The 16625-nt window shown below is 72.4% G+C and carries 14 protein-coding genes and 1 pseudogene; 11 read left to right on the top strand and 4 right to left on the bottom strand.

The annotated features are described in order from the left end of the window. Nucleotides 1-26 precede the first annotated feature (26 nt). The 3 genes from ACIP8Z_RS12090 to ACIP8Z_RS12080 all read left to right on the top strand — a co-directional run bounded on the left by ACIP8Z_RS12090 (nt 27) and on the right by ACIP8Z_RS12080 (nt 4683). A complete protein-coding gene (locus ACIP8Z_RS12090; protein WP_402081963.1) occupies nt 27-1178 on the top strand; it encodes an acyl-CoA dehydrogenase family protein in 1152 nt (383 codons plus the stop codon). A 68-nt stretch (nt 1179-1246) separates the two neighbouring features. Next, complete coding sequence (locus ACIP8Z_RS12085) at nt 1247-2461, top strand: acetyl-CoA C-acetyltransferase (RefSeq protein WP_319313527.1); 1215 nt, start codon at nt 1247-1249, stop codon at nt 2459-2461. Nucleotides 2462-2508: 47 nt separating this feature from the next. Next, entirely contained in the window at nt 2509-4683 is a 2175-nt protein-coding gene (locus ACIP8Z_RS12080) for a 3-hydroxyacyl-CoA dehydrogenase NAD-binding domain-containing protein (RefSeq protein ID WP_402081961.1), read from the top strand. A gap of 68 nt (nt 4684-4751) precedes the next feature. Here ACIP8Z_RS12080 and ACIP8Z_RS12075 read toward each other — a convergent pair whose 3' ends face one another. Continuing rightward, entirely contained in the window at nt 4752-5489 is a 738-nt protein-coding gene (locus tag ACIP8Z_RS12075) for a MerR family transcriptional regulator (RefSeq protein WP_402081958.1), read from the bottom strand. 238 nt (nt 5490-5727) lie between these two features. Here ACIP8Z_RS12075 and ACIP8Z_RS12070 point away from each other — a divergent pair. Both ACIP8Z_RS12070 and ACIP8Z_RS12065 read left to right on the top strand, forming a co-directional pair. After that, nucleotides 5728-5832 (top strand): annotated as a pseudogene (locus ACIP8Z_RS12070) (Appr-1-p processing protein); the annotation flags it as partial. A 93-nt stretch (nt 5833-5925) separates the two neighbouring features. Then, entirely contained in the window at nt 5926-6444 is a 519-nt protein-coding gene (locus tag ACIP8Z_RS12065; protein WP_402081956.1) for a hypothetical protein, read from the top strand. A gap of 29 nt (nt 6445-6473) precedes the next feature. Here ACIP8Z_RS12065 and sph read toward each other — a convergent pair whose 3' ends face one another. Then, a complete protein-coding gene (gene sph, locus ACIP8Z_RS12060; RefSeq protein ID WP_402081954.1) occupies nt 6474-7478 on the bottom strand; it encodes a sphingomyelin phosphodiesterase in 1005 nt (334 codons plus the stop codon). 158 nt (nt 7479-7636) lie between these two features. Here sph and ACIP8Z_RS12055 point away from each other — a divergent pair, with 158 nt between their 5' ends. Beyond that, a complete protein-coding gene (locus ACIP8Z_RS12055) occupies nt 7637-8125 on the top strand; it encodes a hypothetical protein (RefSeq protein ID WP_319313540.1) in 489 nt (162 codons plus the stop codon). 99 nt (nt 8126-8224) lie between these two features. Beyond that, a complete protein-coding gene (locus ACIP8Z_RS12050; protein WP_402081952.1) occupies nt 8225-9115 on the top strand; it encodes an oxygenase MpaB family protein in 891 nt (296 codons plus the stop codon). A gap of 198 nt (nt 9116-9313) precedes the next feature. Here the strand turns inward: ACIP8Z_RS12050 and ACIP8Z_RS12045 are convergent, their stop codons facing one another. Then, a complete protein-coding gene (locus ACIP8Z_RS12045) occupies nt 9314-10876 on the bottom strand; it encodes a M1 family metallopeptidase (RefSeq protein ID WP_402081950.1) in 1563 nt (520 codons plus the stop codon). A 224-nt stretch (nt 10877-11100) separates the two neighbouring features. Here ACIP8Z_RS12045 and ACIP8Z_RS12040 point away from each other — a divergent pair, with 224 nt between their 5' ends. The 3 genes from ACIP8Z_RS12040 to ACIP8Z_RS12030 all read left to right on the top strand — a co-directional run bounded on the left by ACIP8Z_RS12040 (nt 11101) and on the right by ACIP8Z_RS12030 (nt 14898). After that, nucleotides 11101-13173, top strand: coding sequence for a Xaa-Pro dipeptidyl-peptidase (locus tag ACIP8Z_RS12040; RefSeq protein ID WP_402081947.1), 2073 nt, complete (start codon nt 11101-11103; stop codon nt 13171-13173). Beyond that, nucleotides 13170-14477, top strand: coding sequence for a M14 family metallocarboxypeptidase (locus tag ACIP8Z_RS12035; RefSeq protein ID WP_402081944.1), 1308 nt, complete (start codon nt 13170-13172; stop codon nt 14475-14477). The genes ACIP8Z_RS12040 and ACIP8Z_RS12035 overlap by 4 nt, the downstream gene beginning before the upstream one ends. Before the next feature lie 118 nt (nt 14478-14595). After that, nucleotides 14596-14898 carry a hypothetical protein gene (locus tag ACIP8Z_RS12030; RefSeq protein WP_402081941.1) on the top strand — a complete coding sequence of 101 codons (303 nt, stop codon included), beginning with the start codon at nt 14596-14598 and terminating at the stop codon, nt 14896-14898. An 83-nt stretch (nt 14899-14981) separates the two neighbouring features. Here the strand turns inward: ACIP8Z_RS12030 and ACIP8Z_RS12025 are convergent, their stop codons facing one another. After that, nucleotides 14982-15938 carry an FAD-dependent oxidoreductase gene (locus ACIP8Z_RS12025; RefSeq protein ID WP_402081939.1) on the bottom strand — a complete coding sequence of 319 codons (957 nt, stop codon included), beginning with the start codon at nt 15936-15938 and terminating at the stop codon, nt 14982-14984. An 82-nt stretch (nt 15939-16020) separates the two neighbouring features. On the opposite strand from ACIP8Z_RS12025, the gene ACIP8Z_RS12020 reads away from it, so the two are divergent. Next, a complete protein-coding gene (locus tag ACIP8Z_RS12020; RefSeq protein WP_402081937.1) occupies nt 16021-16614 on the top strand; it encodes a hypothetical protein in 594 nt (197 codons plus the stop codon). The last annotated feature ends 11 nt before the right edge of the window (nt 16615-16625 follow it).

Raw genomic sequence — 16625 nt, 5'->3', positions numbered from 1 at the left:
CCGACCCAGACCCAGGAGACCGCCGTATGAAGCGCCAGCTCTACACCGCCGACCACGAGGCCTTCCGGGCCACTGTCCGTACCTTCCTGGAGAAGGAGGTGCTGCCCCACTACGCGCAGTGGGAGAAGGACGGCATCGTCTCCCGCGAGGTCTGGCTCGCCGCCGGACGGCAGGGCCTCCTCGGCATCGCCGTCGACGAGGAGTACGGGGGCGGCGGCAACCCCGACTTCCGCTACGCGTCCGTCCTCGCCGAGGAGTTCACCCGGGCCGGCACCCCCGGGCTCGCCATCGGCCTGCACAACGACATCATCGGCCCGTACCTCACCTCGCTCGGCACCGAGGAGCAGAAGCGGCGCTGGCTGCCCGGCTTCTGCTCCGGCGAGACCATCACCGCCATCGCCATGACGGAACCCGGCGCGGGCTCCGACCTCCAGGGCATCCGTACGACCGCCGAGGACCACGGCGACCACTGGATCCTCAACGGCTCCAAGACCTTCATCTCCAACGGCATCCTCGCCGACCTCGTGGTCGTCGTCGCCCGGACCACCCCCGAGGGCGGCGCCCACGGCCTCTCCCTCCTCGTCGTCGAGCGCGGCGCGGAGGGCTTCGAACGCGGCCGGAACCTCGACAAGATCGGCCAGAAGTCCCAGGACACCGCCGAACTGTTCTTCAACGACGTCCGCGTCCCCAAGGAGAACCTGCTCGGCGAGCTCAACGGCGCCTTCGTCCACCTGATGACCAACCTCGCCCAGGAGCGGATGGCCATCGCCGTCGCCGGCATCGCCGCCGCCGAACACCTCCTGGAGATCACCACCACGTACGTCAAGGAGCGCGAGGCCTTCGGACGCCCGCTCTCCCGGCTCCAGCACATCCGCTTCGAGATCGCCGAGATGGCCACCGAGTGCGCCGTCACCCGCACGTTCATCGACCGCTGCATCGAGGAGCACAGTGATCCGGACGGGGCCGGGCTCGACGCCGTCCACGCCTCCATGGCCAAGTGGTGGGCGACCGAACTCCAGAAGCGGGTCGCCGACCGCTGCCTGCAACTGCACGGCGGGTACGGCTACATGAGCGAATTCCCGGTCGCGCGCGCCTACACCGACGGCCGGATCCAGACCATCTATGGCGGTACGACCGAGATCATGAAGGAGATCATCGGCCGTTCCCTCCTCGGCTGACGCCCCGCTTCCCCGTTCCCCTTCCCCGTTCCACCCACCCTCATCGCCCTCATCGCGAAAGGCTTCCCGTGAGCACCGAAGCGTACGTGTACGACGCGATCCGCACCCCGCGCGGACGCGGCAAGGCCAACGGCTCCCTGCACGGCACCAAGCCGATCGACCTGGTCGTCGGCCTCATCCGGGAGATCCAGACCCGGAACCCCGGCCTCGACCCGGCCACCATCGACGACATCGTCCTCGGCGTCGTCGGCCCCGTCGGCGACCAGGGCTCCGACATCGCCCGGATCGCCGCGATCGCCGCCGGACTCCCCGACACCGTCGCCGGCGTCCAGGAGAACCGCTTCTGCGCCTCCGGTCTCGAAGCGGTCAACATGGCCGCGATGAAGATCCGCTCCGGCTGGGAGGACCTCGTCCTCGCCGGCGGCGTCGAGTCCATGTCCCGGGTGCCGATGGCCTCCGACGGCGGCGCCTGGTTCGCCGACCCGATGACCAACCTGGAGACCAACTTCGTCCCGCAGGGCATCGGCGCCGACCTCATCGCCACCATCGAGGGCTTCACCCGCCGCGACGTCGACGAGTACGCCGCCCTCTCCCAGGAGCGCGCCGCGGCCGCCGTCAAGGACGGCCGCTTCGACCGGTCGATCGTCCCCGTCAAGGACCGCGCGGGACTGACCGTCCTCGATCACGACGAGTTCCTGCGCCCCGGCACCACCGCGGACTCCCTCGCCCGGCTCAAGCCCTCCTTCGCCGACATCGGCGAGCTCGGCGGCTTCGACGCCGTCGCCCTGCAGAAGTACCACTGGATCGAGGAGATCGACCACGTCCACCACGCCGGCAACTCCTCCGGCATCGTCGACGGCGCCTCCCTCGTCGCCATCGGCTCCAAGGAGGCCGGCGAGCGCAACGGCCTGGCCCCGCGCGCGCGGATCGTCTCGGCCGCCGTCTCCGGCTCCGAGCCGACCATCATGCTGACCGGCCCCGCGCCGGCCGCCCGCAAGGCCCTCGCCAAGGCCGGCCTCACCATCGACGACATCGACCTGATCGAGATCAACGAGGCTTTCGCCGCCGTCGTCCTGCGGTTCGTCAAGGACATGGGCATCACCCTCGACAAGGTCAACGTCAACGGCGGTGCCATCGCGCTCGGCCACCCGCTCGGCGCCACCGGCGCGATGATCCTCGGCACCCTCGTCGACGAGCTGGAGCGACAGGACAAGCGCTACGGCCTGGCCACCCTCTGCGTCGGCGGCGGCATGGGCATCGCCACCGTCATCGAGCGCGTCTGACCGTCCCGTCCGAACCCCTCTTCACGGATCCACGGAGAAGCAGAGACATGAGCGAGAGCACCACCATCCGCTGGGAGCAGGACGAGACCGGGATCGTCACCCTCGTCCTCGACGACCCGAACCAGTCCGCCAACACCATGAACCAGGCCTTTCGGGCCTCCATCGTCGCGATCGCCGACCGCGTCGAGGCCGAGAAGGACTCCATCCGCGGCATCATCTACACCTCCGCGAAGAAGACCTTCTTCGCCGGCGGCGACCTCAAGGACATGGTCCAGGCGGGTCCTGAGCACGCCCAGGACATCTTCGACGGCGCCCTTGAGATGAAGAACGCGCTGCGCCGCATCGAGACCCTCGGCAAGCCCGTCGTCGCCGCGATCAACGGCGCCGCGCTGGGCGGCGGCTTCGAGATCGCCCTCGCCTCCCACCACCGCGTCGCCCTCGACGCCCCCGGCTCCAAGATCGGCCTGCCCGAGGTCACCCTCGGCCTGCTGCCGGGCGGCGGCGGTGTCGCCCGTACCGTCCGCCTCATGGGCATCACCGACGCCCTGCTGAAGGTGCTGCTCCAGGGCACCCAGTACGCCCCGAAGCGCGCCCTCGACAGCGGCCTCGTCCACGAGGTGGCCGCAACCCCCGAGGAGATGATGGCCAAGGCCATCGCCTTCATCGACACCCACCCCGAGTCCCGGCAGCCCTGGGACGTCCCCGGCCACCGGATCCCCGGCGGCACCCCGTCGAACCCGAAGTTCGCCGCCAACCTCCCCGCCTTCCCGGCCAACCTGCGCAAGCAGCTCAACGGCGCGCCCTACCCGGCGCCGCGCGCCATCATGGCCGCCGCCGTCGAGGGCTCCCAGGTCGACTTCGAGACCGCGCTCACCATCGAGAGCCGCTACTTCACCGAGCTGGTCGTCGGGCAGACGGCGAAGAACATGATCCAGGCGTTCTTCTTCGACCTCCAGGCCGTCAACTCCGGCGCCAGCCGCCCCAAGGGCATCGAGCCCCGACCGGTCCGCAAGGTCGCCGTCCTCGGCGCGGGCATGATGGGCGCCGGCATCGCGTACTCCTGTGCCCGCGCCGGCATCGAGGTCGTCCTCAAGGACGTCTCCGCCGAATCCGCGGCGAAGGGCAAGGCCTACTCGGAGGCGCTCTGCGCCAAGGCGGTCAAGCGCGGCCGTACGACCCAGGAGAAGGCCGACGCCCTCCTCGCCCGGATCACCCCGACCGCCGAGGTCCGGGACCTGGCGGGCTGCGACGCGGTCATCGAGGCGGTCTTCGAGGACACGGCGCTCAAGCACAAGGTGTTCCAGGAGATCGAGGCCGTCGTCGAGCCCGACGCGCTGCTCTGCTCCAACACCTCGACCCTGCCGATCTCCGTCCTCGCCGAGGGCGTCGAGCGGCAGAGCGACTTCATCGGGCTGCACTTCTTCTCGCCCGTCGACAAGATGCCGCTCGTGGAGATCATCAAGGGCGAGCGGACCGGCGACGAGACGATCGCCCGCGCCTTCGACCTGGTCCGGCAGATCAACAAGACGCCGATCGTCGTCAACGACTCGCGCGGCTTCTTCACCTCCCGGGTGATCGGCCACTTCATCAACGAGGGCGTCGCCATGGTCGGCGAGGGCATCGAGCCCGCCTCCGTCGAGCAGGCCGCCGCGCAGGCCGGCTACCCGGCCAAGGTCCTCTCCCTCATGGACGAGCTGACCCTGACTCTCCCGCGGAAGATCCGCAACGAGACGAAGCGGGCGATCGAGGAGGCCGGCGGCACCTGGACAAGCCACCCGGGCGAGGCCGTGATCGACCGCATGGTCGACGAGTTCGGGCGGCCCGGACGCAGCGGCGGCGCGGGCTTCTACGAGTACGGCGAGGACGGCGGTCGGGGCAAGCTCTGGCCCGGCCTGCGCGAGCACTTCGCCAAGCCCGGGTACGAGATCCCGTTCCGTGACATGCAGGAGCGGATGCTGTTCTCCGAGGCACTCGACACCGTCCGGCTCCTGGAGGAGGGCGTCCTCACCTCGGTCGCCGACGCCAACATCGGCTCCATCATGGGCATCGGCTTCCCGGCCTGGACGGGCGGCGTGCTCCAGTACATCAACGGATACGAGGGCGGCGTCGCGGGCTTCGTCGCCCGGGCCCGCGAACTGGCCGAGACCTACGGCGAGCGGTTCACCCCGCCCGCGCTCCTGGTGGAGAAGGCTGAGCGGGGCGAGGTCTTCACCGACGCGTGACGGCCCCCGGGGGCCGGTCACCGGCCGGTGGGTGACGGTGCCGGCCGGTACGGTGCCGGCCGGCCCCCTCACCGACGCCTGAACGCCGTCCTCAGCTCCTCGCTCAGCGAACGCTGGAAGGCCGTGAGGAGAGCCTGGACCACCATCGGCTGCATGTGCGCCGAGAGCGACCGCATCGCGCTCAGGTGGTCCGGGTCCTCCCCGCTCTCCCGGTACGGGCTCCACACCTCGTCCCGGAAGAGCCGGGAGAGCTCCTGCGCGGCGGCGCGCGCGTGCTCCAGGAGAACGGTGCGGGAGGCGAGGATCGTCTCGTGCTCGATGGGCACGTCGAGCAGCTCGACACCGAGCCGCAGCAGGGACCCGTCGAGCCGGAAGGTGTCGTCGTCGGCGGTCCGGTCGAGCACGCCCATCGCGGCGAGCCGGTCCACGTCCCGCTCGGTCAGCCCCCGCCCGGCCCGCCGCTCCAGCTCCCGCCGGGTGATGGACTCGGCGGACTCCGGCGCCCAGGAGGCCACCAGGGCCCGGTGGATCGCCAGGTCCTGCGCGCTGAGGTCGGGCGGCAGCTGCTCCAGGTACCGCTCGATCGCGGCCAGCGTCATCCCCTGCCGCTGGAGCTCCTCGATGAGCGCGAGCCGGGACAGATGGCCCTGCCCGTAGTGCCCGACCCGGCGCGCCCCGATGACGGGCGGCGGAAGGAGCCCGCGGGTCCCGTAGAACCGCACCGTCCGCACCGTGACGCCGGCCCGTGCGGCCAGCTCGTCGACGGTGTAGCTGGGCCCGCCCTCCTCGTCGCTCCCGACGCCCATCCGAGGTGCCTCGCTTCCGATCCACAGCCGAATCCGGCCGCTGAGGCCGACCGGGACAGTATTGCTGTCTCACCAGAGCTGTAAAAGACCATCGTGCGATTCCCGGCCCGTCCCACGGGTCCGGTTGTGGCCTCGCGAGATGACCGCGACCTTCGACGAAGCCGCCCGCGCCCGCCTGCGAGCGCCCCTCATCTGGTACGTCGACACGGTGTTCCCCGACGGAGCGCCCCAGGTCAGCGGCTGCGGGCTCGCGGGAGGCTCCTGGGAGCGGGTCGAGCCGCTCGTGGTCCGGCGGCTCGTGGAGCGGGGGATACCGGTCACCGTGTACGACTTCGGCGCGTAACGGGCGGAGGGGCGGGGGGCGTCGTGGGGATGTCGGTGCCGGGGCTAGAGTCTGCGCCTGTTCGAACTGGGGGAACGGGAACAGGGGAGTCAGATGTACACGCAACTCAGGGAGACGGCCGACGAGTTGGCCGGAGTCCTGTGGCGGGAGCACACCGTCTACCGGGAGCGGGGCGGCGGCGTGGTCATCCGGGGCGAGCATGTGCGCCGCTGGATAAGCCTCGGTCCCACCGGGGGCAAGGACCAGGCGCTGCTGCGTGCCGGGCGGCTCCTCGACGGGGGCACCACCGCCCCTGCCCGTACCGAGGTGGTCGTCGACCTGAAGGCCGGGACCGCCGAGCTCGCGGCGGTCTGCCGGCGGATGCTCGCCGAGGTCGCCGCCGTCACCGAGCCCGCCCCGGCGCAGGCGCGTGCGGGGCGGGCGGCCGAGCCGGGGAGGCAGGGCAGGCCGGGCAGGCAGAGAAAGCCGGGCCGTGCGGCGCGTGCCGCCCGACCCGGCAGGCCCCGCGGGGAGCGGCACACGAGCCTGGGTTCCTTCGTCGTGCTGCTCTGTGTCGCAGGGGTCCTCGGTGCCTGGCTCTACAGCCTCTTCGGCGGCGGATACGGGTACTGACGCCCCGCGCCGGCCGCCCGCCGGTCAGCTCAGAAGCCGGTGACCGGGTAGTGGTCGGAGAGGTTGGTGTACGTGTAGCTCGTGCCCCAGCTGGAGACCGTCCACGGGGCGCTCTTCTCCAGGACCACGTGGTTGGTCCAGTTCGCGGGCCGGGCGTTCCCCGAGCGGTAGAGGACGTGGTCGAGGTCCTCGCGCGGGTCGTCCGGGTAGCGCTCGGAGGCGATCGAGTTCAGGTCGGTGTCGAAGGAGTACGGGTGGCCGGTGCGGGCGTCGGCCCCCGCCAGGCCCGCGTCGGCGAGCATCGTGCCGTACTCGGGCGTGCGCGAGTCGACGTTCATGTCACCGGCGACGATCACCTGCTCGTTCGCCGGGATGTTCTTGGCGTCGAGGAAGGCGTCGATCGCCTTGAACTGCCGGCTGCGCATCTGCGCCGCCTCGCCCGCCGCGCAGCCCGGGTCGGTGGACTGGGCGTGGGTGCCGACGACGTGGACCTTGCTGCCGTTCACGTCGAGCACGGCGTACGCGAAGCCCTTGTTCGACCACCAGTCGGCGCCGCAGGCGTCCTTGTAGACGTGCTGCTCCTTGCGGACGATCGGCCACTTGCTGAGGATCGTCACCCCGCCGTCCTCGGGGGTCGTCGAGGAGTAGGAGCCGCCGGTGGCGTCCCAGCCGCTCTTGCTGCGGCCCACGATCGGGGTCTGGTGCGGGTACTGGCCGGCGGAGTTCGCCTTGAGGGCGTCCGAGGCGGCGTTGTCGAAGGCCTCCTGGATGACGACGACGTCCTGACCCTGGTACCAGGGGGCGGCCGGGATCGCCTTGGCCCGGTGGTCCTGGCCCCAGTTCGGGTAGAGCGTCTTCGAGAACAGGAACGCGTTGTACGTGAGCACCTTCAGCCGCGGGGCCTCGGCGGCCGCCCCGGCGGAGGCGGCGGTCGCGCTCGGGGCGGTCGCCGCCAGGGTGGCGGCGGCGAGGGCCAGGGACAGGGCGGCGCCGGGGGCGCGGCGGAGCGCGGCGAACGACACAGGAACTCCCATGAGGATGTGGGGGGTTGTGCTGGCGCGGCACATACAATCAGCCAGGGTTACCTTCCGGTAGCCTTTGGATGCCGGGAATCTGGCCGGGCTCGCACGAACGCGACAACTCTCGCCAGGTAGCCCGAATTGTCGCTTTTTCTAGCAGGTAGAATGCGCGCATGACCCTCGCTTCGAACTCGACTGTCTTCAAGATGGACCTCGGTCCGCTCAACCCTGTCTGGGCGGAGCTCATCCTCGGCCTGGTGCTGTTCGCCCTCACCTTCCTCATCCTGGCGAAGGGCATCCTGCCGAAGATCCGGCGCACCCTCGACCAGCGCGAGGACGCCATCGACGGCGGCACCGAGCGCGCCGACGACCTGCGCTCCGAGGCCACGCGGATCCGCGAGCAGTACGAGGCGGAGCTGGCCGAGGCCCGCCACGAGGCCGCCCGCATCCGCTCCAAGGCCGTCGAGGAGGGCTCGGTCGCCATCGCCGCCGCCCGTGCCGAGGGCAACGCCGAGCGCGAGTCGATCATCGCCGCCGGTTCCGCGAAGATCGCCGAGGAGCGCGCCGCCGCCGAGCGCGAGCTCAACGCCGATGTCGACGCCTGGGCCCACGCCCTCGCCGCCCGTATCGTCGGCGAGCCGGTCGGCGCCGACCGCGGCTGACCCGTACTCCCCGGAAGGGGCCGTCACCAGGGGCCGAAACGCCCGGGTGACGGCCCCTTCGTCGTGGGTGCAGCCTGGAGTGTGAGGAGAGAGAGCCCCATGGAGCATGTGACAGCAGGCGATCAGGTCCCCGGCGACGGCGTCGGCGATCCGGTGCCGCCGCCCGTCGGCGGCGTGCTGTGGAGCGTCGCCGGAGACATCCGGGCGCTCCTGATGCTTCCCGCCGCCCTCACGATGCAGGTCGCCCACCCCGCCATCGGCGCCGGCGTCGACGCCCACTCGGTCTTCCGCACCGATCCCTGGGGCCGCGGTGAACGCTCCCTGCGCTCGGTCCAGCTGTGGATCTACGGCGGCGAGGACGCCGCGCGGGAGGGGCGCCGCCTCCGGAAGCTGCACCGCGACATCCAGGGCACCGACGCGCACGGGCGCCGCTACCACGCGCTGACCCCCGCCTACTACTCCTGGGTGCACGCGACCGGCTTCCCCGTCTACGCGCACGGCCTCCGCCTCCTCGCCCGCCCCCTCACCGAGGCACAGGAACGGCAGCTGTACGCCGAGTGGCTCCAGGTCGGCAGGATCCTCGGCATCCACGACCGGGACATGCCGCAGACGATCGAGGAGTTCTGGCCGTACTACCGGAAGGTCCTCGCGGACGAGCTGGAGGCGACCGTCGTCGTCCGGGAGCTGCTCGACCCCGACCAGCCCGTGCCCGCCCCCGACCGGGGTCCGCTGCCGCTCCGGCTCGCCCTCCGGCTGCTCTGGCCGGTCCTGCGCCGCCCGTTCCTGCGGCTGCGCGCCTTCCTCACCGTCGGCATGATGCCGCCGGACGCCCGGGAGGCCATCGGGCTCACGTGGACGGACACGCAGGAGCGCACCCTGCGCCGGTCCGCCCGGGTGGTCCGGCTGGTGGTCCCCGTCCTGCCGGAGCGGCTGCGCTATCTGCCGCCGGCCCGGAAGGCCCGAGCGGCCGCCCGCCGCGCGAGGCGCTGACGGACGGCCGGGGCGGCCGGGTGTGACGGTGCCGTACGCGGGCGGAGCCGACCTACGGCCGCGTGTGACCGGTGCCGTACGGCCGGGGCCGACCTACGGCCGGGTGTGACCGGTGCCGTACGGCCGGGGCCGACCTACGGCCGGGTGTGACCGGTGCCGTACGGCCGGAGCGACCGCAGGCACCGGTCACCGCACCGCTCAGTGGGCGTCGTGACGCTCCGACTCGTGGACCGTGTTCGTCGCCGCGATCTTCTTCCAGGACTTCGGCTGGACCGGCTTCGGCGCGCTCCTCGGGGCCGCCGAGCGCGCGGACGGGGCTCCGGACGCCGGCGCCGCGGCCGGCGCGGAGAGACCGGCCGCCGCCGCGGTCGACGCGGCCGGCTTCGACGGCTCGTACAGCCAGGTGTCGAAGAGCTCGGCCAGCGGCTCGCCGGAGACCTTCTCCGCGTACCGCACGAAGTCGGCGACCCGCGCGTTGCCGTAGGCGAACTGCTGCGGCCAGCCCTTCAGGATCGCGAAGAAGTCCTCGTCGCCGATCTCGTTGCGCAGTGCCTGGAGCGCCAGCGCGCCCCGGTCGTAGACGGCGATGTGGAACTGGTTCTCCGCGCCCGGGTCGCCCGGCTTCACCGTCCAGAACGGGTCCTCGGCCGTCCGCGTCGCGTACACGTAGTCCGCCAGCTCCTGGGCCGTGCCCTCGCCCTCCTTCTCCGACCACAGCCACTGGCTGTAGCGGGCGAAGCCCTCGTTGACCCAGATGTCCTTCCAGTCGCGGACGGACACGCTGTCGCCGTACCACTGGTGCGCCAGCTCGTGGACGACCACCGACACGTTCGCGCCGTTGGCGAACTGCCGCGGGCTGTAGAACGGACGGGTCTGCGTCTCCAGGGCGAAGCCGCTCGTCACGTTCGGCACGTACCCGCCGAGGGCGTTGAAGGGGTACGGCCCGAAGACGCCCTCCAGCCACTCCGCGACCTCGGTCGTGCGCTCGATCGAGGCGCGCGCGGCGCCGTCGTTGTCGCCGAGGTCCTTGCTGTACGCGTTGAGGACCGGCAGCCCGTTCGCCGTCCTGTCCGTCGTGATGTCGAACTTGCCGACGGCCAGCGTGGCCAGATACGTCGCCTGCGGCTTGTTGGAGCGCCAGTTGAAGCGGGTCCAGCCGAGGCGCGAGGACTGCGACTGCAGCACGCCGTTGCTGATGGCCTGGGTGCCGTCCGGCACCGAGACGGAGACGTCGAAGGTGGCCTTGTCCAGCGGGTGGTCGTTGGACGGGAACCACCAGGCGGCCGAGTCCGGCTCCTGCGCGGCGACACCGCCGTCGGGCGTGCGGGCCCAGGCCGTCCAGCCGTCGATCTTCACCTCGGAGGGCTTGCCCGCGTAGCGGACGACGATCGAGAGGGACTTGTTCTTCTCCAGCGGGGTGGCCGGGGTGACCTCCAGCTCGTGGGAGCCCGAGGTGGCGAACTTCGCCACGCGGCCGTTGACCCGGACCTCGCTGACCTTCAGGCCGAGGTCGAGGTTGAACCGGGAGAGGTTCTGCTTGGTGGTGGCGACGATCGTCGCCGTGCCCTCCAGCAGGTCCGTGGCGGGCTGGTACGTCAGGCGCAGGTCGTAGTGGGAGACGTCGTAGCCGCCGTTGCCACTGGTGGGGTAGTAGGAGTCGCCGATGCCCGGGGCCCCAGGGGTGAAGTCGGCCGCCGATGCCGGGATCGCCAGCAGCAGGGAGGCCGCGAGGGCGCTCGGAACGATGATTCTGCGGTGCACAGGTGCTCCCCAAGTCATAAGAAAGTAAGACGCGCGGGTGGTCGTCGGTCCTTAGTCCGGACACTATTCAGTGCCCCGACGCACCGTCACGTCCAGAGGACCCCCTGTCACACGATCGCCATTCGGCCGACATGAACCCCTCCGGCTCCGGAATCAACCGGAATCCCCCCTGATTGCCTCCGGCACTCTTTTGCACGGGAGTTGACCGGGGTACGTTCCCGCCCATGCCGATGCGAAAGCGGAGAACCCGCGGAGCCCGACTGCCGTACGGAACCCTCGTGGCCGCGGCCACGGCCGCCCTGCTCGCGACCCTGGTCACGCCCGCCGACGCCCGGCCGGAGCCCGCCGCGCCCACCGGGTCCACGGCGCCCACCGGGTCCGCCGCGCTGCCCCGGTCCTCCGCGTCGGCGGTACGGGAGTCACGGCCCGTCCACTCGTACGCCGACGCCATCCGCGAGTCCGTCTGGGTCGACACCGGGCTCGACGGCGACGGCGACGGGCGCACCGACCGGGTCGCCGTCGACATCGTCCGCCCCCGCGAGACCGCCGCGGCCGGCCGGAAGATCCCCGTCATCATGGACGCCAGCCCGTACTACGCCTGCTGCGGACGCGGCAACGAGAGCCAGAAGAAGACCTACGACGCCGACGGCAACCCCGTCCAGTTCCCGCTGTTCTACGACAACTTCTTCGTCCCGCGCGGCTACGCCTTCGCCGCCGTCGACCTCGCCGGCACCAACCGCTCCGACGGCTGCGACGACGTCGGCGGCCGCTCCGACGTCCAGTCGGCCAAGGCCGTCGTCGACTGGCTGAACGGCCGCGCCCGCGGCTACACCTCCCGCACGGGGGACACTCGGTCCCGCGCCACCACCTGGAGCACCGGGAACGTCGGCATGATCGGCAAGAGCTGGGACGGCACCATCGCCAACGGCGTCGCCGCCACCGGCGTCGAAGGGCTGAAAACGATCGTTCCGATCGGCGCCATCTCCTCCTGGTACGACTACTTCCACTCCCAGGGCGCCCCGCTCTACAACGCCAACCCGAGCTGGCTCTCCGAGTACGTCAACAGCCCCGAGGCACAGGCACGCTGCGGCGCCGTCCAGGACCGCATCACCGCCGGCACCCCGTACAGCGGCGACCGTACGGCCGCCTGGACCGAGCGCGACCACGTGCGGAACGCGGCGAAGGTGAAGGCCAGCGTCTTCGTGGTGCACGGCCGGCAGGACCTCAACGTGCGCGCCAACCAGTTCGGCCAGTGGTGGGACGCCCTCGGCGCCCAGGGGGTCGAGCGGAAGATCTGGCTCTCCCAGACCGGCCACGTCGACCCCTTCGACTTCCGGCGCGCCGACTGGGTCCGCACCCTGCACCGTTGGTTCGACCACCACCTCCTCGGCTACGAGAACGGCATCGACCGTGAACCGGTCGCCGACATCGAGCGTGCCCCGGACCGCTGGACCACCGACCGCCAGTGGCCGCCGCGAGGCACCGCCGCCACCACCCTGCGTCCCACCCCCGGCCCGGCGTCCGGGCCCGGCGTCCTCAGCCGCGCGCCCGCCGCCCCCGGCGCCACCGCGGCCTTCACCGACGACCCCGGTCTGGGCGAACTCGACTGGGCTGCCCGGATCGATACCGCGACCCCCGAGAAGGCCGGCTTCGTCACCCGTCCCCTCTCCCGCGACCTGCGGATCTCCGGCTCCTCGAAGGTGACGGTCACCGCCACCCCGACCACCGCCACCGCACACCTCTCCGCCGTCCTCGTGGACCTCGGACCGGACACGATCCGCGACTACGGCGCCGCGGGCGAGGGCATCACCACCCTCACCGACCGCACCTGCTGGGGCGCGAGCGCCCTCGGCGACAGCGCCTGCTTCAAGGAGACCGCGGCGAACACGGCGGACGTCGGGTACACGGTCGTCAGCCGGGGCTGGGCCGATCTCGGCACCTGGGCCGACCCGCGCGAGGAACGCCCGCTGACCCCCGGCAGGGCGTACACGATGACCCTGGACCTCGCCGCCACCGACCACGTCGTCCCGGCCGGACACCGTCTGGCCCTGATCGTCGGCGGCACCGACAAAGACCTGCTCGACCCTCCGTCGACCACCCCGACCCTGACCCTCGACCTCGCCCGCACCTCGGCGAGGCTGCCGCTGGTCGGCGGCGCCGCGGCCTTCGGCCGGGCCACCTCGGGTCCGTACCCGGCCGTACCCTCGCTCACCCCCGCCGCCCCCTCGCTGAGCGGCGCCGTACCGCCGGCCGCCGTAGCCGGCCCTCGCCTGCCGGGATTCGGAGCCGCCCGATGAACCCCCGTACCGGACAACGGAGTTCCCGGCGCGCCCTCGCCCTCGTGGCGGGCGCCGCCGCCCTCGCGCTGCCGCTCGTCACCGTCCCGGCGAAGGCGGCGGACAGCGCGCCCGTGAAGCCGCTGCCGCGCACCGGATTCGAGACGAGCCGGGGCGCCCGATGGACCACCGAGGCCGAGGAGCGGGACTTCCTCGCGGCCGTCGACCGGGCCGGCGCACGGCTGTCGCTGCGGGTCATCGGCACCACCGCCCAGGGCCGCCCGCTCCGGCTCGCCACCCTCGGTACGGGCCGCACCACGGTGCTGCTCGTCTGCAGCCAGCACGGTGACGAGCCCGCGGGCCGGGAGGCCTGTCTGAGCACCGTGCGCGACCTCGCCTTCGCCCGGGACCGGGAGACCCTGCGCCTCCTCGCCCGGACGACCCTCCTCGTCGTGCCCACCGCCAACCCCGACGGCCGGGAGGCCGACACCCGGGGCAACGCCGACGGCGTCGACGTCAACCGCGACCACATCGCCCTGCGCACCGCCGAGGCGCGCGCGGTCGCCGCCGTCATCCGCGACCGGCGGCCCGAACTCGTCTACGACCTGCACGAGTACGGTGCCACCCCCCGGTACTACGACAAGGACCTGCTCGCCCTCTGGCCGCGCAGCCTCGACGCCGACCCGCACGTCCACGACGAGTCCCGGACCCTCTCCGAGGAGTACGTCCGGCCCGCCGCCGGGCTCGCCGGGTACAGCAGCGGCATCTACGGCATCTGGACCGACCCGCTCACCGGCAAGCCGCTCAAGCAGGTCGCGGGCGACGGCCAGGAGCGGATCCTGCGCAACACCGCCGGGATCAAGCACTCCGTGGGCCTGCTCGTGGAGACCCGGGTGGACGCCTTCGACGAGGCCGAGCAGAACGACCCGGCGCTCAACCACCGGCGCCGTGTCGCCACCCAACACGCCGCCCTGGAAGGGGCCTTCGCCTACCTCGACGAGCGGCGCGGACCGCTCACGGCGGTCACCTCCGCGGCCCGCCGCGCCGGATACGCCGACCGGGGCCCGGTCTTTCTCGGCGGCGCCGACAACGACCCGCCGGAGCCGTCGGAGATCCTCGCCGACCCGCCCTGCGGCTACCGGCTGTCCGCCGCCCAGTACGCGGAGGCGGGCGACGAACTCGCCCTGCACGGCGTCGTCGTGCGGCCGGAGGAAACGGGGGTGTTCGTCCCGCTCGCCCAGTCGCGGCGCGCGCTCGTGCCCCTGCTCCTGGACGGGCGGGCCACCTATCACCTCGTCAGTGGGAGTCCTGTGGAGAGGTGTTGACGATCACGTGGCGCGCGGGCCGGAGTGGCGTGAATCCATCGTTTGCCGAGGTAAAGTTACCCACTGGTACTGACCATGCCTCGAACAGGTCCCCACGGCCTGGAAGTTGGAGAACACCATGCGCACCACCACGACCGCACGTCGTGTCCTCACGTCCGTGCTCGCCACCACGCTGCTCGCCGGCGGCGTGCTGCTCGGGCAGACGGTGACCGCCGAGCCGGCGGCCGCGGCCAAGATCACCTGCAACGTCTCCCAGCTGCGCCACGACGCCCAGAAGGAGCGCAACCGCGCCGCGCAGCTCCGGGGTCTCGGCGCCCACGCGGAGGCCCGCAAGGCCAGCGCCCGCGCCGACGCCCTGGAGGCGCGCGCCCGCCAGTGCGAGGACGCGGAGAACAACAGCAAGCCGCCGCTCTGGAAGTAGGAACAAACCGCCGGGAAAGCGATCCGGTGAGCAAACGCGGGGCGGGTGCGGTCCGAAAGGACCCACCCGCCCCGCGGCCGTTCTCATGCCTCCGCCAGCTCCGCCGCCCGCTCCGCGCAGCCCCAGGCCACCGTCACGCCCGCGCCCCCGTGCCCGTAGTGGTGCACCAGGCGCCCGCCGCCCGGCAGCGGCACCGCCTCGATCCGGACCCCGCCCACCCGCGCGGGCCGCAGTCCCACCCGATGGCCGAGCACCCGCGCCTCCGCGATCTCCGGCCGCACCCGCGCGCACCGGGCCACGATCGCCGCCGCCGTCGCCGGATCGGGCTCCGTCCGCTCGTCGCCCTCCTCGGCCGTGCCGCCCAGGACCAGCCGCCCCGGCTGCGGGAAGAAGTACGTCGTCTCGGAGGACCCCGCGTCCGCCGAGGTGAACCACTCATCGATCCCCGGGTTCTCCACCAGGACCAACTGCCCCCGCACCGGCCGCATTCCGGGATCCGGCACGAGCTCCCGCGCGGCGGCCCCCGTGCAGGCGACGACCACCCGCGCCCGGGCCGCCGCCTCCGCGAAGCCGCTGACCGTACGCCGCTCGAAGACCCCGCCCGCCGCCTCGAACCGGCCCCGCAGCCACGCCAGATGGACCGGCATGTCGATCAGCGGCAACCGTGCCGCGAGACCCACCTCGTACGGCCCCGGAACCTCCTCGGGCGCCAGCCGCCGAAGGCCCGGCACCTCCCGCGCCCAGGAGCCGAGCGCGTCGAGGACGGTGTCCGCGTGGACCCCGGCCACCCACCGCACCCCCGTGCGGTCCGGATCGGCGGCCAGTTCCCCGTACACCCGCAACGAGGCCAACGCCCAGGCGCCCGCCGCCTCCTCGGGCTCGATCCGGTACGGCCACCACAGGGCCCCGGCCACCGCCGAGGTCGTCGCCGTCACCTCGTCCCGCGACCAGACCCGCACCCGAAGGCCGCGCTCCGCCAGCGTCACCGCGGTCGTCAGACCCACGACCCCGCCACCCACCACGATCACGTCGCTCTCCATGCCCGGGACCGTACCGGGACCGGGACATTTCCGGGACGGACCAGCCATGGAACGAGGACCTCGACCGGGGAATGCTGGAGGCATGCCGGCCGTGTACACGACTCTCGACCTCGCCCCCGCCCTCCTCCCGGACGCCGGTGGTGCACTCCCCGGGGCCTTCGCCCGGCCCCGCCCCCGCGCCGAGGACCTCGACCTCGTCGTCGACGGCCGGGCGCTGCTCCACCGGCTCGACGAGGCCGAGGGCGTCGACACGGTCTCGCCGCTGGCGGGCGACCTCCCGCCCGCACTCCGTGCCGAGCACGTTCGCGGGCTCCTCGACCCGGACGCGATCGCGACCCCCCTCACGGGCGGCCGCCGGGTGATCTACTCCTGCCCCGACTGCGAGGACCTCGGCTGCGGAGCCGTCACCGCCGTCGTCGAGCACGACGGCGAGGACGTCGTCTGGCGCGACTTCGCCTGGCAGACCGGCCCCACGGCGGACCCGGCCCGCGAGGGCTACCCCGGCGTCGGCCCGTACCGCTTCCACCGGACGACCTACCGGACCGTCCTGCGACGCCTCGGACCGGAGCCCCGGTCCGCGCTACGGCCCGAGGCCCCCACGGAGCCCGTGACGGAGGCCCCCACGGAGCCCTGGACGGCGCCCCGGGAAGAGCCCCTGACCGAGGCACGCCGCTAGGGCCTGCCCGG

Source organism: Streptomyces sp. NPDC088553, assembly GCF_044752965.1.
Lineage (GTDB): Bacteria > Actinomycetota > Actinomycetes > Streptomycetales > Streptomycetaceae > Streptomyces.
This window is presented reverse-complemented; position numbering and strand designations above follow the sequence as displayed.

Bases quoted from the DNA above. Each gene is read 5' to 3' on its own strand.
- ACIP8Z_RS12065 (WP_402081956.1), top strand. From the start codon at position 5,926: ATGTACACGCAACTCAGGGAGACGGCCGACGAGTTGGCCGGAGTCCTG.
- ACIP8Z_RS12030 (WP_402081941.1), top strand. From the start codon at position 14,596: ATGCGCACCACCACGACCGCACGTCGTGTCCTCACGTCCGTGCTCGCC.
- ACIP8Z_RS12020 (WP_402081937.1), top strand. From the start codon at position 16,021: ATGCCGGCCGTGTACACGACTCTCGACCTCGCCCCCGCCCTCCTCCCG.
- ACIP8Z_RS12050 (WP_402081952.1), top strand. From the start codon at position 8,225: ATGGAGCATGTGACAGCAGGCGATCAGGTCCCCGGCGACGGCGTCGGC.
- ACIP8Z_RS12055 (WP_319313540.1), top strand. From the start codon at position 7,637: ATGACCCTCGCTTCGAACTCGACTGTCTTCAAGATGGACCTCGGTCCG.
- ACIP8Z_RS12080 (WP_402081961.1), top strand. From the start codon at position 2,509: ATGAGCGAGAGCACCACCATCCGCTGGGAGCAGGACGAGACCGGGATC.
- sph (WP_402081954.1), bottom strand. From the start codon at position 7,478: ATGGGAGTTCCTGTGTCGTTCGCCGCGCTCCGCCGCGCCCCCGGCGCC.
- ACIP8Z_RS12040 (WP_402081947.1), top strand. From the start codon at position 11,101: ATGCCGATGCGAAAGCGGAGAACCCGCGGAGCCCGACTGCCGTACGGA.
- ACIP8Z_RS12090 (WP_402081963.1), top strand. From the start codon at position 27: ATGAAGCGCCAGCTCTACACCGCCGACCACGAGGCCTTCCGGGCCACT.
- ACIP8Z_RS12075 (WP_402081958.1), bottom strand. From the start codon at position 5,489: ATGGGCGTCGGGAGCGACGAGGAGGGCGGGCCCAGCTACACCGTCGAC.
- ACIP8Z_RS12035 (WP_402081944.1), top strand. From the start codon at position 13,170: ATGAACCCCCGTACCGGACAACGGAGTTCCCGGCGCGCCCTCGCCCTC.
- ACIP8Z_RS12025 (WP_402081939.1), bottom strand. From the start codon at position 15,938: ATGGAGAGCGACGTGATCGTGGTGGGTGGCGGGGTCGTGGGTCTGACG.